The sequence below is a fragment of the Actinomadura nitritigenes genome (assembly GCF_017573545.1).
Lineage (GTDB): Bacteria > Actinomycetota > Actinomycetes > Streptosporangiales > Streptosporangiaceae > Spirillospora > Spirillospora nitritigenes.
The window spans coordinates 1-26,458 of sequence record NZ_JAGEOK010000064.1 but is presented as its reverse complement, the minus strand read 5'-3'; the positions used below and the strand labels follow the sequence as shown (position 1 = coordinate 26,458).

Genomic DNA, 26,458 nt, shown 5'->3' with positions numbered 1-26,458 from the left:
GCCCGATCATCCACCGGCGCCGTCCCGCCACCCTGCCGACGCGGCGTGAACCCCGGAATCAACGGCTCAACAATCGCCCACAACTCGTCCGGCACCAGCCGCAGCGCAAGATCCGACGACATGCCCCGAAATCATGCCGCACACCGGCGGTCAAATCCACGTGAGACACGCTCTTCGTCGCGACAGCTGTAGCTCGCGATCTGAGGCGCATTGCTGCTGGTTCGAGCGGTTGATCAGGTTGTGGTGAAGTCCGGGATGGCTGCCGTCGCGTGTTCGGGGCGGCGATGACCTGGCCGGTGTTCTCGGCCAGGTCATCATCACCGGACAGAGCGGATACGCCGTCGACCTCGAAGCGCCCTCAGCGTTGACCACGGCGCCGGCATTCCGGCACGGGTTCAGCCGGTGTTCACCCGCAGGCGAGCCACGGCCGTGGCGAGATCGAACGGCTGATGAAGACGATCAACCCCCATCCGCGAGGTCGACGGCCTGCGCCCCCACTCGGAAACCAGGCAGCCGCCGCAGACCCGCTGGGAGACCGGCGGGTTCGTCCCGCGTGTCACTTCGGGCGCTTCGTGGCGTGGTTCTCTGCTCGCCGGCTGGCGTGTTTGGGTCTTGGATGTCCCTGGCGAGGCCCGTGCGGGGCTGCGGACGGCGAGGTGATCGCCTAGCCTGCCGGGGTGGCGCACACATCTGACGCTCTGGCCCTGCCCGCTCCCCTGGCCGAAGTGGTCGAGATCGGCTTCGACTGGGAGTACGACGAGGAGACCGACGAGGCCCGCGGCTGCGACTTCGAGCCGTTCGACAGGTTCGAGGAGCCCGAGCGGACGGCGTGGTGGTTCCGCCTGTGGACGGGCAACATGGAGGTCGACGGCGGCGAGTTCCGCTTCTTCGGCAAGACCGGCGCCGGCGACTACACCGGCTTCTGGCTGGTGCGGCCCGGCGCGCCGGTCACGGAGCAGCCCGTCGTCCACCTCGGCTCCGAGGGAGAGCGCAGCGTGCTCGCGCGCGACCTCGGCGACCTGCTCTGGCTCTTCGCCGCCGGGCTGGGGCCCGCCGAGGCGTTCGAGGACCCGGAGTCACCGGCGGAGCCGAACGACGCCTTCCGCGCGATCGCCGAACGCCACGCGCCCGGCCGCCACCGCTCCCCGGTCCGGATCGTCGGCGACGCCCGAGCCGAGTTCCCGCATTTCTCCGATTACATCGACGCCATGTGCCGCTGAACGGCGCGTCCCGCCTTTGGTCACGCGATCCGCCAGAAGTGAACCGGCGGTTTCAGTGGGCCGGGTCCTCGTCGTAGTCGTGGCGGGCCCGGTCGACCTTTTCGAGGTTGGCGGACGCCCATTCCGCGAGATGGGCGAAGAGCGGCGCGAGGCTGCGGCCGAGGTCGCTGATCTCGTACTCGACCCGGGGCGGGACCTCGGGATGGTAGGTGCGCACGACGAGGCCGTCGCGTTCGAGCTGCCGCAGGCGCTGGGTCAGGACCTTGGGCGTGATCGTGGCGATCCGCCGCTGCAGCTCGACGAAGCGCTGCCGGCCGTCCTGGTGGAGCGTCCACAGGATCGGGGTCGTCCACCGGCTGAACACGATGTCGACGACCGGCGCGATCGGGCACGCCTGCTCCGGGTCGGCCGACCGGGCCGCGGCGTCCCACGTCATCTCGGTCACGCGGATCCCCTCTGAGGTAGTCACTTTCCTGTAGGTACCTACTATCTTCAGGATGTTAGCGTCTCCGGCGTCCATCACGGACCGCTCGTTCGAGCGGAATGAACGGCAGGAGACCCATCGTGATCGTTGTTACCGGAGCGACCGGGAACGTCGGCAGCGCGCTGGTGCGGGTGCTCGCGGAGGCGGGCGAGAAGGTGACCGCCACGTCCCGGAACATCACGGAGGCGGACGTGCCCGACGGCGTCGAGCACCGGAAGGCGGACCTCGCCGACGCCGCGAGCCTGCGCCCGGTGTTCGACGGCGCCGACGCGCTGTTCCTGCAGAGCGGCGGCCCCAGCGCGCACCTGCTGCGGACGGGCGAGATCCTCGCCGCCGCCGAGAAGGCCGGCGTCGGACGGGTGGTGCTGCTGTCCTCGCTGGGGGTGGTGACGCGCCCGGACTCGGCGTCGCACGGGGTCGTCCTGCTGGCGATCGAGGAGGCCGTGCGCGGATCGGGCCTGGACTGGACGATCCTGCGGCCGGGGAACTTCGCGTCCAACAGCTACGCCTGGGTCCCGTCGGTGCGCGCCGAGCGGACCGTCAGGGCGCCGTTCGGCGACGTCGCGCTGCCGACCGTCGACCCGCGCGACATCGCCGAGGTCGCCGCGGCGGCGCTGCGCGAGGACGGGCACGCCGGGCGGATCCACGAGCTGACCGGGCCCGTTCCGATCACGCCGCGGGAGCAGGCGGAGGCGATCGGGGCGGTGCTGGGCGAGCCGGTCCGGTTCGCGGAGCTGACCCCGGACGAGGCGCGGGCGGTGATGCTGAACTTCATGCCTGCCGACGTGGCCGAGACGACCCTGGCCGTCCTGGGCGCGCCGACCCCGGCCGAGCAGCGGGTCAGCCCGGACGTCGAGAAGGTGCTGGGGCGGGCGCCCCGGACGTACGCGGACTGGGTGCGCGCCCACGTCGCCGCGTTCCGTTGACCGGCCGAGGGGCGGCCCCGTCCCGTGGGACGGACCACCCCCGGCCGGGCTCAGCCGACAGCCGGGCTCAGGCGGCGGCGCCGAACCATCGAGGCAGGTGGTCGAGCAGGTCCCCCTGGTCGTCGCCGACCCACGCCACGTGGCCGTCCGGCCGCAGCAGCGCCGCGGGCACGTCCAGGCGGTCGTCGACGACGTGGCCGACGCGCTCCTCCCATCCCGCGACGGAGAGCAGGCCGGTCCGGTCGAGCAGCAGCCCGCGGCCGTCGCGCATCAGCTCGTAGAGGCGGCCGGGCTTGAGCTCCACGTCCGGCATCCGGCGGCCGACGAGCTCGTGCCCCCCGCCGAGGTCGTACCGGACGCCGGTCGCGATGATCTTCTCGACCAGGTACCGGTTGACCTCCTCGAAGTCCATCAGCTCCGCCATCAGCCGGCGCACCGCCCGCGGTCCGGGCTCGCTGGACATGAGCACGCCCTGCGCGCGGGTGTTGTTCAGCACCTCGGCGGCGACCGGGCGGCGCTCGGTGCCGTAGCTGTCCAGCAGCCCGTCCGGCGCCCGGCCGGCGACCTCCGCCGCGAGCTTCCAGCCGAGGTTGAACGCGTCCTGGACGCCGAGGTTGAGGCCCTGCCCGCCGAGCGGCGGGTGGACGTGCGCCGCGTCGCCGGCCAGCAGGACCCGGCCGTCCCGGTAGCGGTCGGCGAGCCGGGTGGCGTCGCTGAACCGGGACAGCCAGCGCGGCGAGTGGACGCCGAAGTCGGTGCCCGCGTACGCCCGCAGCCGCCGCGCGAACTCGTCGAGGGTCGGCGGGACGCTGCGGTCCTCGGTCACGCCCGCGGCGGGCACGATGAGCCGGAACAGCCCGTTCTCCAGGCGCCCGGCGGCGAAGAACAGCTCGGTCTTGCGGATCTCCGCGACGACGGCGGCGAGCTTCTCGGGGTCCTCGGTCACCTCCATCTCGCCGACCAGCGTCTCCTTGCTCGCGGGCTCCCCGGAGAACCCGATGCCGAGCAGCCTGCGGACCGTGCTGCGCCCGCCGTCGCATCCGACGAGGTAGCGGGCGCGCAGCCGGGTGCCGTCGGCCAGCTCGGCGGTCACCCCGTCGTCGTCCTGGCTCAGCCCGGTCAGCTCGCGACCGCGCCGGATCTCGGCGCCGGATTCGGCGGCGTGCTCCTCCAGCAGGCGGTCGGTGACGGTCTGCGCGATGCCGAGGACGTAGGGGTGCGTGGTGTCCAGGTTCTCGGGCGACGGCTTGGTGATGCCGGCGAAGAACCCGCCGAGCGGGTACTTGCGGCCGTGCTCGAGGAACCGGTCCAGCAGGCCGCGCTGGTCCATCACCTCGATGCTGCGGACGTGGATCCCGAGCGCCCGGACGTACGGGGCCGGCTCGGCGTTCCTCTCCAGGACGAGCACGCGCACGCCCTGCAGCCGCAGTTCGCCGGCCAGCATCATGCCGGTGGGGCCGCCACCGGCGATGATCACATCGAACATGAATTCAATTCCCCCGTTCACCGTGGTGATTTCCGGCCGTTCGACCGCAGGGTTCAGCCACGTGAACATGCTGAATTGCTGCGGATTCCGGCACCGGCCGTCGATTCTGCGCCATGACCCGGGTCTTGCCGCAAGGCCCCCTGTGCGCTATAGATTGATAGTGGCAGGGAGATGTTTTCTCCCTGCCATTTTTCGTCTGCCGAGACGCGCCGCCGTTCCCGCTCCGCGCACCCCGACGCGCACCCCGACGCCCCCCCCCCGACGCGCACCCCCCGACGCCCCCTCTTCGACGGCCCCGAGGGCCACCACCGCACGCCGCCGCGCTTGACGAATAGGTAGACCGGTCTACTATCTTCCCCATGGTCAGTACCCAGAGAGACGGCGGCGGGGACAGGTACGCGCTGGTGTTCGGCGCGAGCGGCTTCATCGGGCGCCACCTGGTCCTCGCGCTCGGCCGGGCCGGCGTCCGGGCCGGCGCGGCGAACCGGAGCCCGGAGTCCTACCGGCGGCTCGTCCGGTGGCTGGACGAGCACGGGCACGGCGAGCCCCCGGCCGACCTGCGGGCCGACTTCACCGCACCGGCGCTGGTCGAGGACGGCTGCGAGGGCGTCACCGAGGTCTACAACTGCTCCGGCGCCTACCGGTTCGGGATGCCCGCCGACGAGGCGCGCCGCGCGAACGTCGACGGCGTGCGCGCGATCGTCGCGTTCGCGGCGCGGCTGCCGCGCCTGCGCCGCCTGGTGCACGTCTCGGGGTACCGCGTCGGCGGGCAGGACCCGGCCGTGTGGAGCGAGGAGCGGCGGCGGGAGACCTACCGGGCGCTCGGCGCGTACGAGGCGTCCAAGGCCGAGGCGGACGCCCTGTTCCAGGCGGAGGCGGCGCGGCTGGGCGTCCCGTGGTCGATCGTGAACCCGCCCAGCGTCGTCGGTGACAGCAGCACCGGGGAGTCCGACCAGTACCTGGGGCTCGCGTCGACCGTGCGGGACCTCTGGACGGGCTCGCTCGCGGCGGTGCCGGGGAACGCGCGGACGTTCGTCCCGGTGGTCGCGGTCGACCACCTCGCCCGGTTCATGACGCTGCTCCCGGAGGACGAGGACGCCGAAGGCACCGCCTACTGGCCGCTGGACGACGCCACGCCCGCCCTGCCGGACCTCCTCGCGCTCGTCGCCGAGCACTACCGGGTCCGGGCGCCCCGCGCGCGGATCCCGGTGTCCCTGGTCAGGCGCCTGCCCCGGTCGCTCACCAAGGCCGACCCCGAGACGCTGACGTTCCTGTCGGAGGACCGGTACCCGACCGCCTCGGCGTCCGCGTTCGCCGCGCGCCACGGGCTGGCCATGCCGGACACCGCCACGACGATCCGCCGCTGGGCCGACCACCTGGCCGCGCACCGCTTCGGGGAGGCCGGGGGCGGCGGACGGCGGTTCACGGCGCCCGCCGGGGTGCGGACGTTCGAGCTGGGCGAGCCGGACGCCCCGACGGTGGTCCTGCCGGGGCTGCCGGTGAACGCCGACACCTGGGCTCCAGTGGTCGCGGCGCTGGGCCGCGCCCGCGCCGTCGACCTGCCGGGACTGGGGATGAGCGCCGGCCGCCGCGACGACTGGCCCGCCTGGCTGTCCGCGCTCGTGACCGGCTCGGGCGCCCGCCATCTGGTGGGCCACTCCCTCGGTGCGGCGGCGGCCGTCGAGGCGGCGGCCGCCCATCCGGAGGCGGTGGAGCGGCTCACCCTCGTCTCGCCGTTCTTCCTCCAGGCGCGTCCTGCCCGCCTCGCCCGCTGGGCGCCGCCGGCCCGCCTGTATCTGCGGCGCGCGTCGTCCGGGGCGTTGGCCACACGGCTCACCGGCACGGCGGCGCACGCGCCCGCGCTGGAGTCGAGCGCGGCGGACCTCCGCCGCGGCTCCGTCGCCGCCGCCACCGCCCGGTACCTCGCCGAGACCGCGGACCCGCGATGGCGGGACGGCCTCCGCGCCGGGCTGCGCCGGCACTCCGGGCCCGTGCACGTCATCGTCGGTTCCGAGGATCCGCCCACCCCCGAGGGGCGGGCGCTGCTGGACGCGCTCCCGCAGGTCACCGTGACGGTCATCGCCGGCGCGGGCCACCATCCCCAGCTGACCCATCCGGAAGAGGTGGCCCGGGCGATCGCCGGCACATGAGCGGCCGGCCGCCGGCGGGCCCTTGTCCGGGAGGGGACGCGGCGGCACGATGACAGGTACCGGCCAATCGCTTGTTCGGTGCAAGACGCAGATCTAGACATAAGTCTCAAATGGGGCGAGCGCCGCGAGGAGTGACCCCGATGGATGATCTGGTGATCAGGAACGCCCGGGTCGTGGACGGCACCGGCGCACCCCCCTACCCCGCCGACGTCGCCGTCACCGGCGGCCGGATCACCGCCGTCGACCCCGGCGCCGGGCCCGGCCGCCGCACGGTCGACGCGGACGGCGCGCTGCTCACCCCCGGGTTCGTGGACATCCACACCCACTACGACGGGCAGGCCACCTGGGACCCGATCCTGGCGCCGTCGTCCTGGCACGGGGTCACCACGGCCGTCATGGGCAACTGCGGCGTCGGGTTCGCGCCCGCCCGGCCCGACCGGCACGCCTGGCTGATCGGGCTGATGGAGGGCGTCGAGGACATCCCCGGCAGCGCGCTCGCCGAGGGCATCACCTGGGAGTGGGAGAGCTTCCCTGAGTTCCTCGACGCGCTGGAACGGACGCCCCGCACCATGGACCTCGGCGCGCAGGTCCCGCACGGCGCCGTCCGCGCGTACGTGATGGGCGAGCGCGGCGCCCGCAACGAGCCCGCCACCGCCGACGACATCGCCGCGATGAAGGCGATCGTCAAGGAGGGCGTGGCCGCCGGGGCGCTGGGCTTCACCACCTCCCGCACGCTCGCCCACCGCGCGATCGACGGCGAGCCGGTGCCCGGCACCTACGCGGCCGAGGACGAGCTGTTCGGGATCGGCGAGGCGCTCCGCGAGCTGGACGCCGGGGTGTACGAGATCGCGCCCGTGGGCGCGGCCGGCGAGGACGTCAACTCCCCGCCGGACGAGGTCCGGTGGATGCGGCGGCTGGCGGAGGCGATCGGCCGCCCGGTGTCATTCGCGCTGCTCCAGGTCGACGCCGCGCCGGACCTGTGGCGCGAGCTGATGCGGCTGTCGGCCGGCACCGACGCGCGGCTGTACCCGCAGGTGGCGGGGCGTCCGTTCGGGATGCTGATCGGCCTGGAGACGCTGCACGCGTTCGGCGACCATCCGACGTACGTGTCCGAGCTGGCGCTGCGCCCGCTGCCCGAGCGGGTGGCACGGATGCGCGACCCGGACGTCCGCGCGCGGATCCTCGCCGAGCGCCCGCCGCAGGAGGACCTCCTCGCCGCCATGGTCCGCGGCTGCCTGGACCGGCTGTTCCCGCTGGACGGCGACCGTCCCGACTACGAGCCCGCGCCGGACGACTCGGTGGCGGCCCGCGCGGCGGCGACCGGCCGCGACCCGCTGGAGATGCTGTACGACCTGCTGCTGGAGGACGACGGCCGCAACCTGCTCCTGCTGCCGCTGCTGAACTACTCCGAGCGCAGCCTCGACCCCGTCCGCGAGATGCTCACCCATCCGCGGGCGGTCCTCGGGCTCGGCGACGGCGGCGCGCACTGCGGCTTCATCTGCGACGCGTCGCTGCCCACGACCATGCTGAGCCACTGGGCGCGGGACCGGCGGCGCGGCGAGAAGCTGCCCCTGGAGCACGTCGTGCGGCTGATGACCCGCGACACGGCCCGGCTGTACGGGCTGGAGGACCGCGGCGTCATCGCGCCCGGCAAGAAGGCCGACCTCAACCTCATCGACTTCGACCGGGTCGCGAACCGCCGCCCGGAGATGCTGTACGACCTGCCCGCGGGCGGGCGGCGGCTGGTGCAGCGGGCCGACGGGTACCTCGCGACGTTCGTCTCCGGGACGCAGGTCTTCGCGGACGGCGAGCACACCGGCGAGCTGCCGGGACGGCTCGTCCGGGGAGCGCGTCCGTGACGCGCTGCCTCAACCTGGCGGACCTCTTCGAGGTGGTCGCCGGCGCCTGCCCGGACCGCACCGTGCTCGTCGCCGGGCCCGTCCGGCTCACGTACGCCGAGTTGGACGCGCGCGCGAACCGCGTGGCGCACCACCTGGCCGGCGCGGGCGTGCGGCCGGGCGACCGCGTCGGGATCCTCGCCTACAACCGGGCCGAGTGGGTCGAGACGATGCTCGGCTGCTTCAAGCTCCGCGCCACCCCCGTCAACGTCAACTACCGGTACGTCGCGGGCGAGCTGGCGCACCTGCTCGGCGACGCGGGCTGCGTCGCGCTGGTCGCCGAGCGGTCCCTGCTCGGCGGCGTCGACCGCGACCGGCTGCCGCTGCTGCGGCACACCGTCGCCATCGACGATGGCGACGGGCCGCCGTCCGACGCCGAGTACGAGAAGGCGCTGGCCGCCGCGTCCCCGGACGGGGGCTTCGGGCCGCGCTCGCCCGACGACCCCTACCTGCTCTACACCGGCGGCACCACCGGCCTGCCCAAGGGCGTCCTCTGGAGGTCGGAGGACCTGTTCTTCGCCGCCCTGGGCGGCGGCGCCTACGGCGGCGGCTCCGTCATCGCGTCCCCCGAGGAGCTGGCCGGATGCGCCGAGCGGGAGCCGCTGCGCGTCCAGGTGCACGCCCCGCTGATGCACGGCGGCGGCCAGTGGATGACGCTGATCGCCCTCACCGCGGGCGGCACGGCGATCCTGTGGACCGGGCGGCACTTCGACGCGCGGGGCGCGCTGGAACTCGCCGCCCGCGAGCGCAGCCAGGTGTTCATGCTGGTCGGCAACGGGATGGCCGGGCCCGTCGCGGACGAGCTGGCCACCGGCGCGCACCCGGACCTGGAGATCGTCGGGTTCGGGTCGGGCGGCGCGCCGCTGTCGTCCGGCGTCAAGGAGCGGCTGTCGGCCGCGCTGCCCGGCGTGTACGTCTCCGACAACCTCGGCGGCACCGAGACCGGCGCGATGGGCGTCAGCGTCGGCGACGGCCGCTTCGCGCTCGCCCCCGGCTTCGCGGTCCTCGGCGACGACCTGCGCCCGGTGCCGCCCGGCGCCGAGGGGCTGGTGGCCCGCACCGGCCGCATCCCCCTCGCGTACTGGGGCGACGAGGCGAAGACCGCGGCGACGTTCGTCCGCGACCCCGGCGGCACGCGGTGGGCGCTGCAGGGCGACCACGCGCGCGTCGAGGACGACGGCACCGTCACGCTGCTGGGCCGGGGCTCGCTGGTCATCAACACCGGCGGCGAGAAGGTGTTCGCGGAGGAGGTCGAGACGGTCCTGCGCGGCCACCCGTCCGTCGCGGACGCCGTGGTCGTCGGCGCCGCCGACCCGAGGTTCGGCCACCGCGTCGCCGCCGTCGTGACCTGGGCGGACGGGGCGCCCGCAAGCGAGGAGGCGCTCACCGCGCACTGCCGGGAGCGGCTCGCGGGCTACAAGGTGCCCCGCGCCTACCGCTTCGTGGACGCCGTGCGGCGCACGCCCGTCGGCAAGCCCGACTACGCGTGGGCGCGCACCGTCGTCTCGTCCTGAGCCGCCCGGGTTCCGGGCGCGGCGGCGCCGGCTCAGACGCTGCGCAGGACCGAGACGACGATGCCGAGGACGACGGCGCGGTCGCCGTCGATGACGTCGTACGCGGGGTTGCGGGGTTCGAGGAGGACGTGCCCGCCGCGGCGCCGGTAGACCTTGACGGTGGCCTCGCCGTCGATCATCGCGGCGACGATCTGCCCCGAGTGCGCCTCGGGCTGCTGCCGGACCACGACGGTGTCGCCGTCGCAGATCGCGGCCTCGATCATCGAGTCGCCCCGCACCCGCAGCGCGAAGACGGTGCCGCGCCCGACGAGCTCGCGGGGCAGCGCGAGCATGTCGTCGGCGTGCTGCTCGGCGGTGATGGGCACGCCGGCGGCGATGTCGCCGACGACCGGGACGGGCACCGAGTCCCCGGCGGGCGCCTCGTCCGGCGCGTCCCGCAGGAAGGACCGGACGTCGATCGGCCGGGCGACGGCGGCGCCCCGGCGCAGGAAGCCCTTGTCCTCCAGGCTGGCGAGGTGCCGCGACACCGACGACGATGAGCGCAGGCCGACCGCGTCGCCGATCTGCCGGGTGCTCGGCGGGTAGCCGTACCGGACGACCCAGTCCCGGATCGTGGCCAGGATCCGCTGCTGGCGCGGCGGGAGGGCGGAGACGTCCAGGCCCTCGAACGCATCATGATCGTGATAGGCGGCCACCCGCGGAATTGTAGGGGTCCCGGGAGCCCGCGCGGGTGGAGGCGCGGGCGGCGCCGCCCGCCGGGCGGCGGTGAAATGCTCGGCCGCCGCCGGACATGTGGTGGTCGTCCGGTCCGCACGGCGAGAGGAAACCCACGTGTCAGACACCCCGGAGGCCCCGCCCCCGTCCGACGAACGGCGGCGCCGCTTCGAGCACGTCTACGCGGCCCACCGCGCCGGGATCCTCGGCTACGCGCTGCGCCGCACGGCCGATCCGCAGGACGCGGCGGACGTGCTCGCCGAGACGTTCCTGGTCGCCTGGCGGCGGCTGGACGACGTGCCGCGCGGCGAGGCGGCCCGGCTGTGGCTGTACGGCGTGGCCCGCCGCGTGCTGGCCAACCACCACCGGGGCGAGCGGCGCCGGTCGGCGCTGGTCGGCGACCTCGCGGGGCGGCTGCGCGGCGACCTCGCGGCGCACCGTGTGCCGCCGCCGGACGGCGAGCTCGCCGCGATCGCGGCGGCGTTCGGCGAGCTGTCCGAGAACGACCGGGAGCTGCTGTCGCTGGTCGGCTGGGAGGGCCTCGACCACGGCGAGATCGCCGCGGTGCTCGGATGCTCCCGCAACGCGGTCCGGATCCGGCTGCACCGGGCCCGCCGCCGGTTCGCCCGCGCCCTGGACCGGCAGGGGGCCCAGGCCCCGAACGCTCACGCCATGCCCGCAGCGGCCATCACCGGAGAACGCGCATGAACCACGACATCGACCCGCTCATCGGCCGCCTCGCCCCCGTCACCGACGCCCGCGCCGCCGAACTGCTCACCGACGAGACCGCCGCCGACCTGGCCGGGCGGATCCTCACCGCGCCCGCCGAGGCCGCCGAGCCCGCGGTGGAGCCCGCCGCCGCCCCCCGGCGCCGGGCGCGCCGGCGGCTCACCGTCGGCCTGCCGCTGCTGGCCACGGGGGTCGCCGCGGCGGCGGTCGCCGCCGCGCTCGTCACGCAGTCCGGGGGCTCCGGCAATCCCGGGCGCGACCCCGGACGGCCCGCGCCGTCCGGGAGCACGCACGGGCGGGTGCAGCTCGCCGCCGCGCTCAGCTTCACCCCCAAGGGCGGCCACATCGACGTGCGGATCCGCGACCCCTACGCCGACCCCGCGCGGTACAAGCAGGAGTTCGCCGCGCACGGCCTGCACGTCAGCCTGAGCCTGGTGCCCGTCTCGCCCTCGATCGTCGGGACCGTGGTGATGGAGGACACCAGCGAGGGGACGCGCCCCGGCGACGTCTCCGAGATCCGCGTCAAGGGCGCCTGCGAGGTCGCGAGCGGCGGCGACGACTGCACGGTGGGGGTGCGGATCCGGAAGGGCTACACGGGCACCGCCACGATCGTCTTCGGGCGCGCGGCACGCCACGGCGAGCAGTACGAGAGCTCCGCGCAGGCGACCGCGCGCGGCGAGGCCATGCACGGGATGACCTACCGGGGGCGGCACGTGTCGGAGGTGCTGGCCGCTCTGGCGAAGCGGAAGGTCACCGTCCCCGAGTACCGGGTGATGGTGGGCAACGAGAGCCAGGTCCGCCGCCCTGGGCAGGTGCCGGGGAACTGGTACGTGCACGACGCCGTCCCGTGGGCGGACGGACAGGTGATGCTCTTCGTCGGCCCCAAGCCGACCGAGGACGCCTCATCGGCCGCGCCCCCGGCGGCGCCGACCGCCGCCCCCGGCTCGCCGTCCGCGCCCTGACCGCACCGGACGCCCCTCGCCGGACGCCCCGTTCCCCAGCGTGGGGAACGGGGCGTCCCGCATTGAAACGATCTCCCGGGCCCGGACATGTCCCCCGCGAGGCCGGCGCACCGCGCCGGCCGTTTCCTTGGAGGGAGATCCCTTGGCCGAGAAGAAGACGCTCCTCGTGGCCGCGGTGTCGGTCGCGGCCGTCACCGCGGTCGCGACGGTCGCGGCGGCGGCTCACGACCCCGGCCGGGCCTCGGCGGGCCGGGTGGCGGCGACGCAAGCGGCGTCCGATGTCGAGGGCCGCTACCCGCACGGCCTGCGGCACGAGGCCGTGACGAAGGGCGCGCAGCGGCCCGCGAAGGCGCGGCGGCTGAGCGCCGGGAAGGGCGTCAAGGTCGCGTTCACCGTGCTCGACCGGAACGGCAGGGCGCCCGCGGACCCGACGTCCGTCGACCTCTACCCGCTGAACGGCGACGACCCGTTCTATGCCGAGGTGCGGGACGGCCGCGTCGAGGGCGAGGTCCCGGCGGGCCGCTACGCCGTGCTGAGCCGGGTCGCCACGGCCGGGCCGGACGGCACGACGTCCACGGCCCTCGTCTACCGGCCGGAGGTGGACGTCGCGAAGGCCGCCGGGGTGGTGCTCGACGCGCGCGAGGCCCGGCCGATCGCGGCGACCGTCGACCGCGCCGGCGCGGGCCTCGTGGACGGCGAGGTCCGCGTCGTCCAGGAGATCGCGGGCGCGCCGGTCGTCACGTCGCAGATGATGGGGCTGAGGAACGCCTACGTCACGCCCACCGGCCGCGTCCCGGGGCTGTCCTTCGACCTGCAGGGCGTCTTCACCCGCGGGGGCGCCGAGAGCGGCAGCCCGTACGTCTACAACGCGGTGGTCCGGCACCCGGGCGGGGTGCCGCGGAAGCCGGGCCTGCACGTGCGCACCAAGGACATGGCGGCGGTGAGGACCACGTACGGCACCGAGGGCCGCCCCGCCTGCGTCGGCGGCCACGCCACGCCCGCCTGGCCGGACCCCGGGGTCCAGATCGGCTTCTTCACGGGCGTCGGCGCCGCCCCCGCGACCCGCACCGAGTACTACTCGCCGGGCGTCGACTGGAACCTCGACTGGATGAACACCACGCCGGACTGCGGCTTCGGGTTCGAGACGACGGAGGTGTGGCAGCGCGACGAGCGCTTCCCGAAGCCGGGCCCGGTCCAGCGCCGCCTGACCCCCGCTCCGTTCGGCCCCCGCAAGGGGCTGGTCATCTGGGGCGAGACCGGGGACGGCGGCGAGCCGGCCCTGACGATCGGCATGCACTCGACGGCGAACGGCGCGAGCTACATGGCGCCGTACGCGGGGGCGACCGGGACCTCGGTCCTGCGGGACGCGAGCGGCAGGGTCGTCCGCACCTACGGGCAGCCCGGCGCCGCCTGGAACTGGCCCGCGCCGAAGCCCGGCGACTACACCCTCACGGTGGACGAGAAGCGCGCCGCACCCCAGTCGCCGCTCGCCGTCCGGCAGCACGCGGTGTGGCACTTCACCGTCCGGGACGGCCAGGCGATCCCCCTGCCGTCCCTCGCCTACCGCACCGCGCTGGACACGTCGGCGAGGGCGAAGGCGGGCGCGCGGCAGCGGATCACCGTCACGACCGACCGCACCGGCGCCGCCCGTCCGAAGCTGTGGGCGTCGTCCGATGACGGCAGGACGTGGAAGGCCGTCGCGGTGACCCGCGCGGGGAAGGCGGCCTGGACCGGCACCGTCATCAACCCGCGGGCGGGCTTCGTCTCCCTGCGGGCCTCCGTGCCGGGGGTCCTCGACCAGACGGTGATCCGGGCGTACGCCATCCGCGGCTGACCGGACCGCGCGCTCTGGCGACCGGCGAGAGCCGGACACGGACGTGCGGCGGCGGGGCGCCGGCTGGATCGCCGGCGCCCCGCCGCGCGGGAGGGGACCGTCAGGAGAGGACGATGTCCCGGTAGTAGTGGCGGAGGATCGCCCGGAAGTCCGAGCCGGCGTTCGCCATGTCGCGCGAGCCGTACTGCGACATCCAGTTCCCGTCCACCCACGCGCCGCAGGCGGTCGTGGTGGAGCAGTAGTGCGCGATCAGGATGTTGCCGCTGCGGGTCATCCGGGTCGACCACGTGCGGTCGACGGCGGCGGACGTCGACGACACCGCCGAGGACGGCCGGTACACCTGGTCGCCCGTGTCGTCCCGGACGTCGTAGCACGCCCCGCCCGAGGTCTTGCGGGTCGAGTGCAGCGCCCAGTACCAGGCGTAGCTCTTGACGGCCATCGCCCCGGCGTCCAGCGAGGCGCTCGGCCAGCTCGAGATCCACTCGTTCGGGAGGACGTTCTTGACGTAGGTCTTGAAGTCGACCCGGTCCACCCGGCCCAGACTCACCCGGTACACCAGGATCGAGGACGGCAGCGTCGTGTTGGACCCGTCGGTCTTGCATCCGCTGGGCTGCGACGCGAGGAGCTGGTGGGAGGCGTTGTTGTTCTTCAGCGTGGCGTTGAGGTTGCCCTTCGCGCCCGCGGCGAAGTCCTGGTGGGCTCCGGCGTAGTTGCTGTTGTAGTAGACCCGCACCGTGTACTTCGTGCGGTTCCACACCGACGCCGCGTTGTTCTTCACGCAGACGCCCTTGCCGTTCCCCGCGCCCTTGAATTCGTAGCAGGTCGGCTGGGTCGTCCCGTAGTCGTCGAGGGAGCTGGTGAAGTCGGATACCGACCCGGCCTCGTCGCTGTTGAAGTAGTAGCAGAACTCGCCGCTGTCGCAGGCCCCGTCACGGGACGCCGCGGACGCCGGCCCGGCCACCACCACGACGCCCGCCAGCACCGTCACCACGGCGGCCAGGACGCCCATCACCCTTGTGCGGATCGCCATTTCCGGCCGCCTCTCAGAAGTGGAGCATCCACTGGAAGTCGGCCTGGGCGCTGCTCACGTGCACGTGCGAGCGCGTGCCGTACGCGAGCGGGTTGTTCCAGTTGTACTCCTCGACGTCGAACGAACCGTCGGAGTAGACCTTGTTCACGTAGGCGACGTGGCCGACCTTGTGGACGTCGTTGACGGCGATCGCGCCGACGGACGGGGTCTTGTTGACCGTCACGCCGACCCGGCGGGCGGCGTCGTCCCAGGTGCCCGCGTTGCCCCAGGTGGTCTTCCACGAGTTGCTGAAGTTCGGGACGCCGAGCCGGCTGGCGATCCGCCACGCCGCGAAGGCGGTGCAGTTGTTCTGCGCGAACCCGCGCGCGTTCCCGTCGTAGTCGTTGCGCGGCGTCTGCCCCGACCCGTCGAGGATCTGGTGCGAGGCGTTGTTGTTCTTCAGCGTGGCGTTGAGGTTGCCCTTCGCGCCGGCCGCGAAGTCCTGGTGGGCGCCGCCGTAATTGCTGTTGTAGTAGACCCGCACCGTGTACTTCGTGCGGTTCCACACCGACGCCGCGTTGTTCTTCACGCAGACGCCCTTGCCGTTCCCCGCGCCCTTGAATTCGTAGCAGGAGGGCTGGGTGGCGCCGTAGTCGCCGATCGAGCCGGTGAAGTCGGAGATCGAACCGGCCTCGTCGCTGTTGTAGTAGTAGCAGAACTCACCGCTGTCGCAGACGCCGTCGCGGGCCGCCGCGAACGCGGGCGAGCCGGAGGCCACGAGGGGCGCGGTGAGGGCCAGCGCTGCGCCGGCGAAGGTCAGGGTCTTCTTCAGGTGCGGCATGGGTCTCCTCTTTCGCTAGGGGGTGCGGAGATGCCTGGGACGCCTGGTCAGTGGGTGCGCTGGTACTCCTCCCAGGTGTGGATGGGAACGCGGGGCCCGTCGTCGGCGGCCCGGTCGGCGAGGCCGTCGAGGCCGAGGTAGTAGTCGCCGGTCTGGTGCTGCGCCGCGCTCGACAGATCGGTGTCGTTGATCGCCGCGGCGTGGATGTGCCAGGGCCAGTCGCCCTGGTTCGGGTTGCGGACCCAGGCCGCGAAGCCGACCTGGCGCAGCGCGCGCGCCACGGACGTGCGGGTGGCGGCGGACATCCCGGTGACGCTGATGTCGACGACGCCGCCGCCGTCGTGGGTGCCGGCGGACGAGGGGTCGCCGCCCGGGTTGTAGGAGCCCTGCGACAGGACGACCTTGAAGCCGAGCAGCCGTTCGGCCTCGGCGAGCATCGCCTGGGTGCGGGCGTCGACGGTGTACCCGTCGCGCTGGACCTTCGCGCCCGGCCCGATCTTCCGGGTGACGGTGTAGCGGTTCTCCCCGAGCTTCGCGAGCGACGCCGCGCCGGGCAGCCCGTTGGCGGCCAGGCCGCTGTATCCGAGGGAGCGCTGGTAGGCCGCGTACGCCGCGACGGTCTGGGTGCCGAAGTAGCCGTCGACCCAGCGGGCGTCCAGGAGGTGCCGGGCCTGCAGCGCCTGCTCGACGGCGAGGACGGACGCCTTCGCGCCCGGGGTCAGCGTGTCGTCGGCGCGCCGCGGGTCGATCTGCGCGGCGAGGACGGTGGCCTCCATGTCGACGGCGGGCAGGGCGGCGGGCGCGGCGTGCGGTGCGGCCGACGCCCGCACCGCCCCCGCCGCCAGGCCGCCCGATACCGCGCCCGATACCGCGACGGTCGCGAGCAGCGCCGTGACGGCGGCCCGGGTCCTCGTCAGCTTCATGCGGTGCGTCCTTCCGTTCGGTCGGATCTCCTCGTGGCCCCTCGTTGCTACCGGCCGCATTGATTGATCGACACACCTGCGGGACGGGATCAATCAGCCCCGGACACCGGAGCTGTCAGGGTCTGTCAGAACGCTGGAGCCGGCCGCTGTAAGGGCAGGTCAGAGGGGGTGCTGGCAGCACCGGGGCGGGCAGGTGGCCCTGTGGGCACGGCGTTGTACGGCCGAGCGGGCGGTCCATCGCCGGGCATCGCGAACGAAGGCTCGAACGGGGAGCGAGGGCTCGAACCGGGAGCGCGCGGCGGCCGGTGCGGCTGCCGGGTCGGTCAGGAGGCGCTGGGGTACTTGCAGGCGGCCTCGCGCGCCGACGCGTCGACCGTCGTGGACGGCGACGCCAGCGACGCGGCGGTGCGGGGGCCGGGCAGCCTCAGCGACGCCGCGGCCGCCGCCTCGCCCGGGGCGCCGCCGCCGAAGCAGGCGACCGCCGCCACGGGGACGCGGTCGCCGGCGCGGACGGGCGCCGGGAGCCGGTCGGGACGCCAGGTGACCGACAGGCTGGACGCGGACTCGCCGATCATCCCGATCTGGTGCCACAGGCGGAGCCCCGGGCTGGCCGGGTCGCCCGCGTAGTAGGCGGCGAATCCCACGATCTGGACGTTCGGCCCCGTCGCGGTGAGGACGACCCGGGAGTCCTGCGAGGGCGCGCCGACGGCCTTCAGGGTCAGCCTCCTCGGCACCGGCCGCGCCGCCGCGCACCCGGACGGGGTGAGGTGCGTGGGCGGGTTCCCGTGCACGACGGCCGAGGCGACGACGTGGCCGTCCGGGAGGACGAACCAGCGGCTGTCCGGGATGCCCGCGGTCCGGTCGGTGACCTTGTCGCCGATGCAGAAGCCGGTGAACCCGATGACGCATCCCGGCGCGTACGTCGCCACCGTCGGCCGGTCGAGGGCGGCGCCGGACCGCACGTGCGCCCCCTCGCCGTACGCGGTGGCGGTGAACTTCGGGTTCTTCGGCAGGACCGGGCAGCCGCCCGCGTCCCCGTGGCCGCCGTCCTGCCCGCCGACGGCCAGCCCGGCGACGAAGCAGCCGGCCGCGAGAAGGCACGCCGCGGTGACGGCGGCGATGTTCCGCCTGGCCGTGCCGCCGGCCGCGGCCGGGCCGATGACGATCGAATGGAATTCCCGCGACACCGGCGCCGGTTCGTTCGGCACTTCCGCGTGCAGGAACTCCCGTTTGACGACGGCCTCTCCGGCGTCCTGTTCCGCCGGGGCGGCGTTCTCATCCGCCGTGCCGGCGTCACCTTCCGCCGGGCACGGATCCGCCTCGCCCGGCGCCCGCACGGCGTCGTGGACTTCTTTCCAGCGGTTCTCCCACTCCTCCGTATCGCCGCCGCACGCACCGACAAAGGCGAGCGCGACCGATAACGTCGGTAAACGGACGCCACTGGCGGCTTCCGACAGTGTCGAGGCGCTGTATCCGGCGAGTTGCGCCAATTGCCGGTACGTCGGTTCGCCCGCGGACACCCGCAGCGCCCGGAGATCGTGCGCGAACGACTCCAGCGGGCCTGCCGCCGGGTCCAGCGGGCGTTCACGACGAGCCATGCAACCATCCAGCCATGCCAGCCATGGGTGCCCCCGCGGCACCGTCCGCACGCGCGCGGACGGTGCCGGGCGAGCGCCGGTCCTCTCGGCGACTGGGTGCAGCGGTCAACGTACCGGCCTTACCCGGGAAACCGCAGGGACGTGCGGATTAACGGGTCGGCAACAGCCGGTTTCGGAATGGTAGGCGGGTCGTTCTGCGCTTCGTCAGCCATTGCGGGAGCCCATGGTCAAAGTGCGTTGCGATCGACGTGCCTTGGCAATCGCCACGATCTCAGCTCACCATTGACCTCCGCACCATCATGCGTCACCCAGAGCGATCGTCATCAAAGTAGAACCGGTGCGACGATCTGTCCAGACCTCCTCCGGGCGGCGCCTTCCGCACGGCGCCTTCCGTACGGGGGTCGCCGCGGGCCCGGCCCGCGGCGACCCCTGCCCGGCGGCGTTCACGCCCGGCTTCGGCGTGGGGACGGGCCGGACGTCACTCGCGGGCGCCGACGGCGTCGGCGGGGCGGGCCCGCATCGCGAGGCGGGCGGGCAGCGCCGTGGCCGCCGCCGCGAGGAGGCCGCCCCAGGCGATGACGCCGAGGTGCGCGAGCGGCGGGACGGACGGCCCGCCGCCGGTCATGCCGCGCCCGAACGCGGTGAGCGTCGCGAGCGCGATCGCGGTGCCGAGGACGCCGGCGATCAGCACGACGGCGAGGGTCTCCCCGCCGAGCATCCGCATGATCTGCCGGCGGGTGGCGCCGGAGAGCCGCAGCACGGCGAGCTCGCGGGCCCGGTCGGCGGTCGACATCGCCAGCGTGTTGACGACGGCGATCGCGGTGAACGCGATGATCAGGCCCATCGCGATGTAGTTGACCTCGGCGTTCGCGGAGGCCGTGTCCTCGGCGAGGGACGCGGCGCTGACGGTCGGGACGCCCTTCGGCGGCGTGCCCGCGATGAGGACGGTGCCGCGCGGGTCGTCCACGTGGGCGGCGAGGAGGTCGTGGGCCACGGTGAGGTCGCCGAAGCCGAGCCCGCGCCCGTAGACGGCGACGACCTTGAGCGCGGCGGGCGTGCCGTCGCCGAGGGTGAGCCGGAGCGTGTCGCCGGGGGCGACGTGCAGCCGGGACGCGGCGGTCGTGCTGACCGCGATGGACGACGGGTCCAGGGCCTTGATGTCGCCCTTGCGGACGTCGAGGTCCAGGGTCCTGTCGAGCCCGTCCGTGGTGACGCCCTGGACGCCGTAGTTCTCCAGCCCGACCCGGACGGTGCTGCGCACGACCTCCGTCACGGCGGTGACGCCGGGCGCGCGGCGGATCTCCTCCGCGGTGCCGTGCGGGATCCTCGGCCCGGCGACGTGCGCGGCGAGGGTGCCGTCGGTCGCCTGGTGGACCGCGGCGCGGCCCGTGGTGGTCTGCGCGAACAGGATCGTGGCGGTGAGCCCGGTCATCAGGGTCAGCGGCGTGATCACGGACGCGAGGCGCCGCGCGCCCGCGCCGAGGTTCGCGGCGGCGAGGTGCCCGCCGACCGGGAACGCGCGCAGCGGGACGGCGAGGACCGCGACGGCCGCGCGGGCGATGACCGGGCCGAGCAGCGCGACGGCGACCGTCCAGGCGAGCGCGGTCAGCATCGTGACGGGGCTCGCCGCGGCCTCGGTGTGCAGGCCCGCGAGGACGGCCGTCAGCACGGCGGCGCCCGCGAGGACCAGCAGCCCGGCGGCGGTGCGCGCGACGCCGAGCCGGGCGGGGGCCAGCGCCGCGTCCCCGAGCGCCTCCACCGGGCGGATCCGCGCGGTCCGGCGCGCGGCGATCCGGGCCGCCGCCACGGCCGCGACGATGGCCGCCACCGCCGCCGCGACCGGCGGGAACGGGCTGACGACGAGGTCGAGGTTCGGGGGCAGGGCGCCGAGGCCGCGGAACCGGTCGCGCAGCCAGAACGCCAGCGGCAGGCCGGCGGCGGCGCCGAGCGGCCCGGCGGCGAGGCCGATGAGCAGCGCCTCCCGGCCGATCATCCCGCGGACCTGCCGGGGCGTCGCGGCGACGGCGCGCAGCAGCGCGATCTCCCGCTGCCGCTGCTGCACCGAGAGCGCGAACGTGCCGGACACGACGAGGATCGCGACGAGCAGGGCCGTCCCGCCGAGCGCGCCGCCCATGCTGATCAGCTTGACGCGGGACCGCTCGGCCCCGGGGAACTCGGCCCGGCCGCGGTCCGCGCCGGTGTGGACGGTGGCGCGGGTGCCGCGCAGGGCCCCGGCGATCGCGGTCTTGGAACCGGTCGCGCCGATCGCGGTGACCATGCCGGAATGCCCGGCCAGCCGGCGCGCCTCGGCGGTGCTGAAGAAGATCGCCGCCTGGTCCTTCAGCGACTGCCGCGTCACGCCGGTCACCCGGTAGGAACCGGGTTCGGCGGACGCGACCCGCACCCGCGACCCGGCGTGCAGGCCGTTCGCGCGGGCCGTCGCCGCGTCGACCACGATCTCGCCGGGGGCGGCGGGCGCCCGGCCCTCCCGCAGCGTGAAGGGGGTCAGCGCGGCCGACTCCCAGCCGTGCCCCCACGACTCGCCCGGCCCGGCGCCGATCTCCGCGGGGAACGCCACCTCGGTGACGACGCCGCGGGCGCCCGCCGCGCGGACCCTGTCCGCGGCCGAAGCGGGCAGCCACGCCCGCTCGGCGATCGCCTTGGCCTTGTGCTTGACCTTGCCCTTCTTCTTGATCTTCGTCTGGTGGACGAACTGGTCGCCGGTCACGACGACCGGCGCCCCGGCGTACCGCTCCGGCGCGACCGAGCCGCGCAGCCCGGTGTCCAGCAGCACCCCGCAGGCGCACACCAGCGCCGCCGCGCACAGCAGGGCAGCGAACGCCCCCGCGAACCCGGCCTTGCGGTGCCGCACCGTGGACAGGACGATTCCGAGCATCACTTCCACGCCCCCAGCCGGGTCATGCGAGCCGCCACCTTGTCGCTGGACGGCGCGTCCATCGCGTCGGCGATCCGGCCGTCCGCGAGGAACAGCACCGTGTCCGCGTAGGACGCGGCGACCGGGTCGTGGGTCACCATCACGACCGTCTGCCCCATGACGTCGACGGTCTCGCGCAGCAGGGTCAGGACGTCCCGGGCCGTCATCGTGTCGAGCGCGCCGGTCGGCTCGTCGCCGAACACCACCTCCGGACGCGTCACGAGCGCGCGCGCTATGGCGACGCGCTGCTGCTGCCCGCCGGACAACTGCGCCGGACGGTGCCCGATGCGTTCGCTCAGGCCGACTCTCGCGACGACCTCGTCCAGCCACTTCCTGTCGACCCGCGCACGGGCGAGCCGCAGCGGCAGGGTGATGTTCTGCTCGACCGTCAGCGACGACACCAGGTTGAACGCCTGGAACACGAAACCGACCCGCTGCCTGCGCAGCTCCGTCAGCTTCGTCTCGTTCATGGACGACAGCTCGGTGTCGCCCAGCCGGACGCTGCCGGACGTCGGGGTGTCGAGGCCGGCGGCGCAGTGCAGGAACGTGCTCTTCCCCGATCCCGACGGGCCCATCACGGCGGTGAACCGGCCGCGCGGGATGCCCGCCGACACCTCGCGCAGCGCCGCCACCGCGCTCCTCCCCTTGCCGTACACCTTGCTGACCGCGTCCATCCGCACCGCTTCGTTCATGGGGACAAGTCTTCTGACCTGCGGCTTCACGGGCCAGAGAGCAGGTCACCGGTCACCCGTGACCTCGTCATGGTCCGGCCCGTGACGCGGTCACTGGTAGACATGAGCCGTGATCAACGTGCTCCTCGCGGACGACCACCATGTCGTGCGCAGCGCGCTGGCGGCCCTGCTGTCGCTGGAACCGGACCTGACCGTGGTGGCCGAGGTCGAGCGCGGCGACGAGGTCCTCGCCGCGGCCCGCGCCGCCCGCCCGGACGTCGCCGTGCTGGACGTCGACATGCCCGGCCTGGACGGCCTCGCGGCCGCCGCCGCCCTGCACGAGGCCCTCCCCGCCGTCGCGACGCTGATCCTCACCGGCCACGGCAAGCCCGGCCACCTGCGCCGCGCCCTCGCCGCGAACGTCCGCGGCTTCCTGCTGAAGACCGCGCCGCCGGACGAGCTCGCCGCCGGGATCCGCAAGGTCGCCGCGGGCGAGCGCGTCCTCGATCCGCAGCTCGCGCTCACCGCCTGGGACCTCGCCGACAACCCGCTCACCCCGCGCGAGACGGACGTGCTGCGGCTGGCCGCCGAGGGCGCGGAGGCACCGGAGATCGCCGCGCGGCTGCACCTGTCGGCGGGGACCGTCCGCAACTACCTGACCGCCGCCGTCACCAAGCTCAACGCCCGCAACCGCACCGACGCGGCCCGCATCGCGCGGGAGGCCGGCTGGCTCTAGCCGGCCCCTTCCCCCGGCCGGCTCTGGCCGACGACCGCCTCCACCCGGAAGCCGCCCTTCCCGTCGGCGCGCGCGCTGAGCGTCCCTCCGGCCGATGCCAGGCGCGTGGTGAGGTTCCCGATCCCCGATCCGGGCGCCGTACGCGGCGCCGCCGGATCTAGCCCGTCGTTCTCCACGACCAGCCGGACGACGCCCTCCTCCTGCGCGGTCGCGATGACGCAGCGCGTCGCGGCGCTGTGCCGGAGCACGTTGGTCACGGCCTCGCGCAGCACCGTGCCGAGCACTGCGGACGTCCCGTCCGGCACCTCCCCGTGCGCGAGGTCCATCTCGACCTCGACGCCCGCCGCCGTCAGCACCGACCGCGCGGAGCGCGCCTCCCCGTCCAGCGACAGCCCGGCCTCGCCGCCGGTGGCCGTCTCCAGGTCCTTCCCGGCCCGCTCCGCCATCGCCACGACCTCCTCCAGCTCCGCCCGCGCGCGCTTCGGATCGACGTCCGCGAGCCGCCGCGCCAGCTCGCACTTCAGCAGGATCGCCGCGAGGCTGTGCCCCAGCAGGTCGTGCAGGTCGCGCGCCGCCCGCAGCCGCTCCTGGACGGTCGCCGCCCGCGCCAGCTCCTCCCCGGCCGCCCTCAGGTCCCGGACGAGCCGCGCCAGCCGGACGAGCCCGTACACGACCAGGCCGGTGACCAGCGTGCTGATCACGTAGTTCGTGACCGCCGCGGGCCCCAGCCGCAGGGCCCACGCGCCCGCCCCGACCGCCGCCATCACCGCGGCGACCAGCGGGACCGCGACCCGGCGCGGCAGGCCCACCAGCAGCGTCCCGACCAGGAAGCCCGCGACGCCCAGCCACGCCTTGCCGAGGAGCGGCACGGGCGCGAAGCTCAGCACCGCCAGGTACGGCGCCCACGCCCTCGGCCGTCCGGTGCTCGTCCAGAACAGCTGGACCGCGCCGATGAGGACGAGCAGCGCCGCCGCGACCGGCCACTCCGGGCCCCACGGGACCTGGAGCAGCCCCTTGACGGCGAACCCCGCCAGCACCGCCGCCAGCAGGCCCACCGACAGCCGGTAGGCCGCCCGGTCCGGCAGGCTCACCGGCCGCTCGCCCGCCTTCACCGACGCCTCGACCGCGAACCTGCCGTCCTCGCCGAGCCCGGTGGCGAAGGCGCCGCCCGCGGCCCGCACCCGCCGCGCGGCGTCCTCCAGCCCCTCCTCGCCCAGCTCCGCCGTGCGGACGCCGTCGTTCACGACGCGCAGCCGCACGAACCCGTCCGCCTCCGAGGTCTCGATCACGCAGGTCCGCGCCGTCCCGACGCGCACCACGTCCGTGACCGCCTCGCGCAGCGCCATCGCCAGCAGCGCCCCGGCCGGTCCGAGGGGCTCGCCGTGGCTCGTCCGCACTTCCGCTCGAACGCCGGCGGACTCCAGCAGCGCGCGCGCCGCCGACGCCTCGGGCGCCAGCGACATGCTGCGGAAATCCGCCGCCGCGGCCCGCGCCTCGTTCAGCGACCTCCGCGCGACGTCCAGCACGTCCGCGATCGCCTCGGGCCGCTCCAGCGCCCGGCGGCTCCCCTCGGAGATCTCCCGCAGCCCGTCCCCGAGCCCGCGGTTCAGCTCCGCCGCGATCCGCAGCCGCTCCCGCGCCACCGCCGCCAGCGTCACCGGCAGCCGCGCCGCGGCGGTGTCGTCCGCCCGGTCCGCCAGCCGCACCAGCCCGTAGACGACCAGGCCGGTGAGCAGGCAGGTGATCGTCACGTCGGCGCCGCCCAGGACCGCCGCGCTCCCGACGACCGCCGCCGCGACCGGCCACGCGCCCGCCAGCAGCAGCGACCCCGCCGCGAACCCGAGGATGCCCGGCGACGTGCCGAACGCCAGCACGCCCGCGTAGGCCGCCGCCGCCTGGACGGGGATCCCCCAGCGCCACCGGCCGTCCCGCGAGGCGACCCGCACCACCGGGACGGCGAAGACGACCGCCACCAGGGCGATCGCCGCCGCCACCCGGACGGCCCCCTCGGTCCGCGCCGGAGCCGCCAGCACGTACACCCCCGCGAACGACGCCAGCACGGCCCCGACGATCAGCCGCGCCCGTCCCGGCGAACGCCCCTCCACAATCTCGGACACACCCCCACCTACTCGGCGTGCCACGATCCTGCCACGCGGCGGGCCCGCCGCCCGCCGCGCGGCGCGACGGCGAGGCGCGGGGTCAGTCCCAGCGGGTCCCGGCGGGCACCCGGAAGGCGGTGTTGATCCGGTTGAAGAAGTTGGTGATCGCCACCATCAGCACCAGCGACCCGAGCTGCCGCTCGCCGTAGTGCCGCGCGGCCTCCGCCCAGATCTCGTCGGTGACGGCGCCGGGCCGGTCGGACAGCCGGGTCGCGGCCTCGGCGAGCGCCAGCGCGGCCCGCTCCGCCTCGTCGAACAGCGGGTTCTCGTACCAGGCCGCGACGCCCATCAGCTTCTCGTGGAGGATGCCCGCCTTGGCCGCGGCCGCGGCTCCCGCGTCGACGCAGGCGCTGCAGCCGTTGATCTGGCTCGCGCGCAGGTGCACCAGCTCCAGCGTCTCGCGCGGCACGCCGCCCGAGTACACCTCCTTGAAGAGAAGCTGGACGCCCTTCGTGATGTCGGGCCGGCTCTTCGCGTCGTGGATACGTGCCGTCATCGCTCCTCCTTGGAACGGTTCCGTCGATGGACGGCACTACGACGTCCGGACATCGCGGGAGGTAACGCCGGGGCCGGGGCGTTACCTCGGCGGCGCCCCGCGCGTCCTGGTAGTGACACCGCCCGCAGACCGAGGAGGACCGTGACCGACGAGGACCGGCTCGCCGCGGAGTTCGAGGCCCACCGCCCCTACCTCCACGCGGTGGCGTTCCGCGTGCTCGGATCCCATTCCGACGCCGACGACGCCGTCCAGGAGGCGTGGCTGCGGCTCGCCCGCACCGGCGGCGGCGAGATCGCTGACCTGCGCGGCTGGCTCACCACGGTGACCGGCCGCATCTGCCTGGACGTCCTGCGCAGGCGCGGGACGCGGCGCGAGCAGCCGCTCGAACTCGACGTCGGCGCGCTCCCCCTCGACGCGGCCGCGGACGCGGCGACCGACCCCGAGGAGGAGGCGCTGCTCGCCGAGTCCGTGGGCCTCGCGCTCTACGTCGTCATGGACGCCCTGACCCCGGCGGAGCGGGTGTCGTTCGTGCTCCACGACGTGTTCGAGGTCCCGTTCGACGCGATCGCCGGGGTCCTCGGCCGCAGCACCGCGGCCGCCAAGATGCTCGCCAGCCGGGCCCGCGGGCGGCTGCGGTCGGGCGCGCCCGCGTCCGGCTCCGGCGCCGCGGCCCGGGACGTCGTCGACGCGTTCCTGGCGGCGGCGGGCAGGGGCGACGTCGCCGGGCTGCTGTCCGTGCTCGCCCCCGACGTCGAGCTGCGCGCGCACGGGCCCGGCGGGAGCACCGTCGTCCGCGGCGCGGCCGAGGTCGCGGCGCAGGCGGCCAGGTTCGCGCGGCCGGGCGCGGTGGGGCATCCCGCGCTCGTCGACGGCCGCCCCGGCGTCCTCATCACCGCCGGCGGACGGCCGGTCACGGTGCTGGCCTTCACGGTCGCGGACGGCGCCGTCACCGCGATCCGCGGGCTCACCGACCCCGCGCGGCTGGGCCGGATCGTCCCGTCCTGGGTCGCCTGACCCGCGGCGCCCGGCCCCGGCGCGGCCGGAGCGCTAGCTGTTCTGTCTATGGAGGTTGTGAACGCGGGGACACGGTCGGATGATCTTGGAATGAGGGAGGGCCTCCGGGTTCGGTGTGGATTGCGACATCTACGCCGACACCGCAGGAGGCCCTCATGC

The 26,458-nt window shown here is 74.7% G+C and carries 21 protein-coding genes; 10 read left to right on the top strand and 11 right to left on the bottom strand.

Going from position 1 to position 26,458, the window contains the following annotated elements; translation table 11 throughout:
- Positions 1 to 677 precede the first annotated feature (677 nt).
- Positions 678 to 1,220 carry an SMI1/KNR4 family protein gene (locus J4557_RS47600; protein ID WP_307800619.1) on the top strand — a complete coding sequence of 181 codons (543 nt, stop codon included), beginning with the start codon at positions 678 to 680 and terminating at the stop codon, positions 1,218 to 1,220.
- Positions 1,221 to 1,272: 52 nt separating this feature from the next.
- Here the strand turns inward: J4557_RS47600 and J4557_RS47595 are convergent, their stop codons facing one another.
- The gene (locus J4557_RS47595; protein ID WP_208274359.1) at positions 1,273 to 1,656 is read right to left on the bottom strand and encodes a winged helix-turn-helix transcriptional regulator; all 384 of its coding nucleotides are present in this window, start codon (positions 1,654 to 1,656) and stop codon (positions 1,273 to 1,275) included.
- Between the two features lie 128 nt (positions 1,657 to 1,784).
- On the opposite strand from J4557_RS47595, the gene J4557_RS47590 reads away from it, so the two are divergent.
- Positions 1,785 to 2,630, top strand: a complete 846-nt coding sequence (locus J4557_RS47590; protein WP_208274355.1) for an NAD(P)H-binding protein — start codon at positions 1,785 to 1,787, stop codon at positions 2,628 to 2,630.
- Between the two features lie 67 nt (positions 2,631 to 2,697).
- Here the strand turns inward: J4557_RS47590 and rox are convergent, their stop codons facing one another.
- Positions 2,698 to 4,116, bottom strand: coding sequence for a rifampin monooxygenase (rox, locus tag J4557_RS47585; protein WP_208274353.1), 1,419 nt, complete (start codon positions 4,114 to 4,116; stop codon positions 2,698 to 2,700).
- Between the two features lie 359 nt (positions 4,117 to 4,475).
- On the opposite strand from rox, the gene J4557_RS47580 reads away from it, so the two are divergent.
- From J4557_RS47580 to J4557_RS47570, 3 genes are all read left to right on the top strand, one after another.
- Positions 4,476 to 6,266, top strand: a complete 1,791-nt coding sequence (locus tag J4557_RS47580; protein WP_208274350.1) for an alpha/beta fold hydrolase — start codon at positions 4,476 to 4,478, stop codon at positions 6,264 to 6,266.
- A 140-nt stretch (positions 6,267 to 6,406) separates the two neighbouring features.
- Positions 6,407 to 8,125 (top strand): N-acyl-D-amino-acid deacylase family protein, encoded by a 1,719-nt coding sequence (locus J4557_RS47575; RefSeq protein ID WP_208274348.1) that lies wholly within the window; start codon positions 6,407 to 6,409, stop codon positions 8,123 to 8,125.
- The gene (locus J4557_RS47570; protein ID WP_208274346.1) at positions 8,122 to 9,678 is read left to right on the top strand and encodes an AMP-binding protein; all 1,557 of its coding nucleotides are present in this window, start codon (positions 8,122 to 8,124) and stop codon (positions 9,676 to 9,678) included. Before J4557_RS47575 ends, J4557_RS47570 begins: the two co-directional genes overlap by 4 nt.
- A gap of 32 nt (positions 9,679 to 9,710) precedes the next feature.
- On the opposite strand, the gene lexA is transcribed toward J4557_RS47570, so the two are convergent.
- The gene (gene lexA / locus J4557_RS47565; protein ID WP_208274357.1) at positions 9,711 to 10,382 is read right to left on the bottom strand and encodes a transcriptional repressor LexA; all 672 of its coding nucleotides are present in this window, start codon (positions 10,380 to 10,382) and stop codon (positions 9,711 to 9,713) included.
- Positions 10,383 to 10,509: 127 nt separating this feature from the next.
- Between lexA and J4557_RS47560 the strand changes: the two genes are divergently transcribed.
- From J4557_RS47560 to J4557_RS47550, 3 genes are all read left to right on the top strand, one after another.
- Positions 10,510 to 11,100, top strand: a complete 591-nt coding sequence (locus J4557_RS47560; RefSeq protein ID WP_208274344.1) for an RNA polymerase sigma factor — start codon at positions 10,510 to 10,512, stop codon at positions 11,098 to 11,100.
- Entirely contained in the window at positions 11,097 to 12,083 is a 987-nt protein-coding gene (locus J4557_RS47555; protein WP_208274342.1) for a hypothetical protein, read from the top strand. Before J4557_RS47560 ends, J4557_RS47555 begins: the two co-directional genes overlap by 4 nt.
- Before the next feature lie 142 nt (positions 12,084 to 12,225).
- Positions 12,226 to 13,917, top strand: a complete 1,692-nt coding sequence (locus tag J4557_RS47550; protein WP_208274341.1) for a hypothetical protein — start codon at positions 12,226 to 12,228, stop codon at positions 13,915 to 13,917.
- Positions 13,918 to 14,017: 100 nt separating this feature from the next.
- Here J4557_RS47550 and J4557_RS47545 read toward each other — a convergent pair whose 3' ends face one another.
- The 6 genes from J4557_RS47545 to J4557_RS47520 all read right to left on the bottom strand — a co-directional run bounded on the left by J4557_RS47545 (position 14,018) and on the right by J4557_RS47520 (position 21,915).
- Positions 14,018 to 14,947, bottom strand: coding sequence for a peptidase inhibitor family I36 protein (locus tag J4557_RS47545; protein WP_208274340.1), 930 nt, complete (start codon positions 14,945 to 14,947; stop codon positions 14,018 to 14,020).
- A gap of 13 nt (positions 14,948 to 14,960) precedes the next feature.
- Positions 14,961 to 15,767 (bottom strand): CHAP domain-containing protein, encoded by an 807-nt coding sequence (locus J4557_RS47540; protein WP_208274336.1) that lies wholly within the window; start codon positions 15,765 to 15,767, stop codon positions 14,961 to 14,963.
- A 47-nt stretch (positions 15,768 to 15,814) separates the two neighbouring features.
- Positions 15,815 to 16,690: a peptidoglycan-binding domain-containing protein gene (locus J4557_RS47535; RefSeq protein ID WP_208274324.1), complete on the bottom strand. Its 876-nt coding sequence runs from the start codon at positions 16,688 to 16,690 to the stop codon at positions 15,815 to 15,817.
- A 323-nt stretch (positions 16,691 to 17,013) separates the two neighbouring features.
- The gene (locus J4557_RS47530) at positions 17,014 to 18,288 is read right to left on the bottom strand and encodes a helix-turn-helix domain-containing protein (RefSeq protein WP_208274321.1); all 1,275 of its coding nucleotides are present in this window, start codon (positions 18,286 to 18,288) and stop codon (positions 17,014 to 17,016) included.
- A 478-nt stretch (positions 18,289 to 18,766) separates the two neighbouring features.
- On the bottom strand, positions 18,767 to 21,184 hold the full coding sequence (locus J4557_RS47525; RefSeq protein ID WP_208274318.1) for an FtsX-like permease family protein: 2,418 nt from the start codon (positions 21,182 to 21,184) through the stop codon (positions 18,767 to 18,769).
- Positions 21,184 to 21,915 (bottom strand): ABC transporter ATP-binding protein, encoded by a 732-nt coding sequence (locus tag J4557_RS47520; protein WP_208274315.1) that lies wholly within the window; start codon positions 21,913 to 21,915, stop codon positions 21,184 to 21,186. The genes J4557_RS47525 and J4557_RS47520 overlap by 1 nt, the downstream gene beginning before the upstream one ends.
- Positions 21,916 to 22,024: 109 nt before the next feature.
- On the opposite strand from J4557_RS47520, the gene J4557_RS47515 reads away from it, so the two are divergent.
- Positions 22,025 to 22,630 carry a response regulator transcription factor gene (locus tag J4557_RS47515; protein ID WP_208274312.1) on the top strand — a complete coding sequence of 202 codons (606 nt, stop codon included), beginning with the start codon at positions 22,025 to 22,027 and terminating at the stop codon, positions 22,628 to 22,630.
- Here the strand turns inward: J4557_RS47515 and J4557_RS52080 are convergent.
- Positions 22,627 to 24,747 (bottom strand): sensor histidine kinase, encoded by a 2,121-nt coding sequence (locus tag J4557_RS52080; protein WP_208274310.1) that lies wholly within the window; start codon positions 24,745 to 24,747, stop codon positions 22,627 to 22,629. The genes J4557_RS47515 and J4557_RS52080 overlap by 4 nt on opposite strands.
- An 82-nt stretch (positions 24,748 to 24,829) precedes the next feature.
- Complete coding sequence (locus J4557_RS47505; RefSeq protein WP_208274307.1) at positions 24,830 to 25,285, bottom strand: carboxymuconolactone decarboxylase family protein; 456 nt, start codon at positions 25,283 to 25,285, stop codon at positions 24,830 to 24,832.
- Positions 25,286 to 25,426: 141 nt separating this feature from the next.
- On the opposite strand from J4557_RS47505, the gene J4557_RS47500 reads away from it, so the two are divergent.
- Positions 25,427 to 26,299 carry a sigma-70 family RNA polymerase sigma factor gene (locus J4557_RS47500; protein WP_208274303.1) on the top strand — a complete coding sequence of 291 codons (873 nt, stop codon included), beginning with the start codon at positions 25,427 to 25,429 and terminating at the stop codon, positions 26,297 to 26,299.
- Positions 26,300 to 26,458 lie beyond the last annotated feature (159 nt).

What these genes read in the sequence shown, in the direction of transcription:
- J4557_RS47595 (WP_208274359.1), bottom strand. Translation starts at nt 1,656, where the DNA reads ATGACGTGGGACGCCGCGGCCCGGTCGGCCGACCCGGAGCAGGCGTGC.
- rox (WP_208274353.1), bottom strand. Translation starts at nt 4,116, where the DNA reads ATGTTCGATGTGATCATCGCCGGTGGCGGCCCCACCGGCATGATGCTG.
- J4557_RS47505 (WP_208274307.1), bottom strand. Translation starts at nt 25,285, where the DNA reads ATGACGGCACGTATCCACGACGCGAAGAGCCGGCCCGACATCACGAAG.
- J4557_RS47545 (WP_208274340.1), bottom strand. Translation starts at nt 14,947, where the DNA reads ATGGCGATCCGCACAAGGGTGATGGGCGTCCTGGCCGCCGTGGTGACG.
- J4557_RS47555 (WP_208274342.1), top strand. Translation starts at nt 11,097, where the DNA reads ATGAACCACGACATCGACCCGCTCATCGGCCGCCTCGCCCCCGTCACC.
- J4557_RS47520 (WP_208274315.1), bottom strand. Translation starts at nt 21,915, where the DNA reads ATGAACGAAGCGGTGCGGATGGACGCGGTCAGCAAGGTGTACGGCAAG.
- J4557_RS47540 (WP_208274336.1), bottom strand. Translation starts at nt 15,767, where the DNA reads ATGCCGCACCTGAAGAAGACCCTGACCTTCGCCGGCGCAGCGCTGGCC.
- J4557_RS47525 (WP_208274318.1), bottom strand. Translation starts at nt 21,184, where the DNA reads ATGCTCGGAATCGTCCTGTCCACGGTGCGGCACCGCAAGGCCGGGTTC.
- J4557_RS47575 (WP_208274348.1), top strand. Translation starts at nt 6,407, where the DNA reads ATGGATGATCTGGTGATCAGGAACGCCCGGGTCGTGGACGGCACCGGC.
- J4557_RS47580 (WP_208274350.1), top strand. Translation starts at nt 4,476, where the DNA reads ATGGTCAGTACCCAGAGAGACGGCGGCGGGGACAGGTACGCGCTGGTG.
- J4557_RS47535 (WP_208274324.1), bottom strand. Translation starts at nt 16,690, where the DNA reads ATGAAGCTGACGAGGACCCGGGCCGCCGTCACGGCGCTGCTCGCGACC.
- J4557_RS47530 (WP_208274321.1), bottom strand. Translation starts at nt 18,288, where the DNA reads ATGGCTCGTCGTGAACGCCCGCTGGACCCGGCGGCAGGCCCGCTGGAG.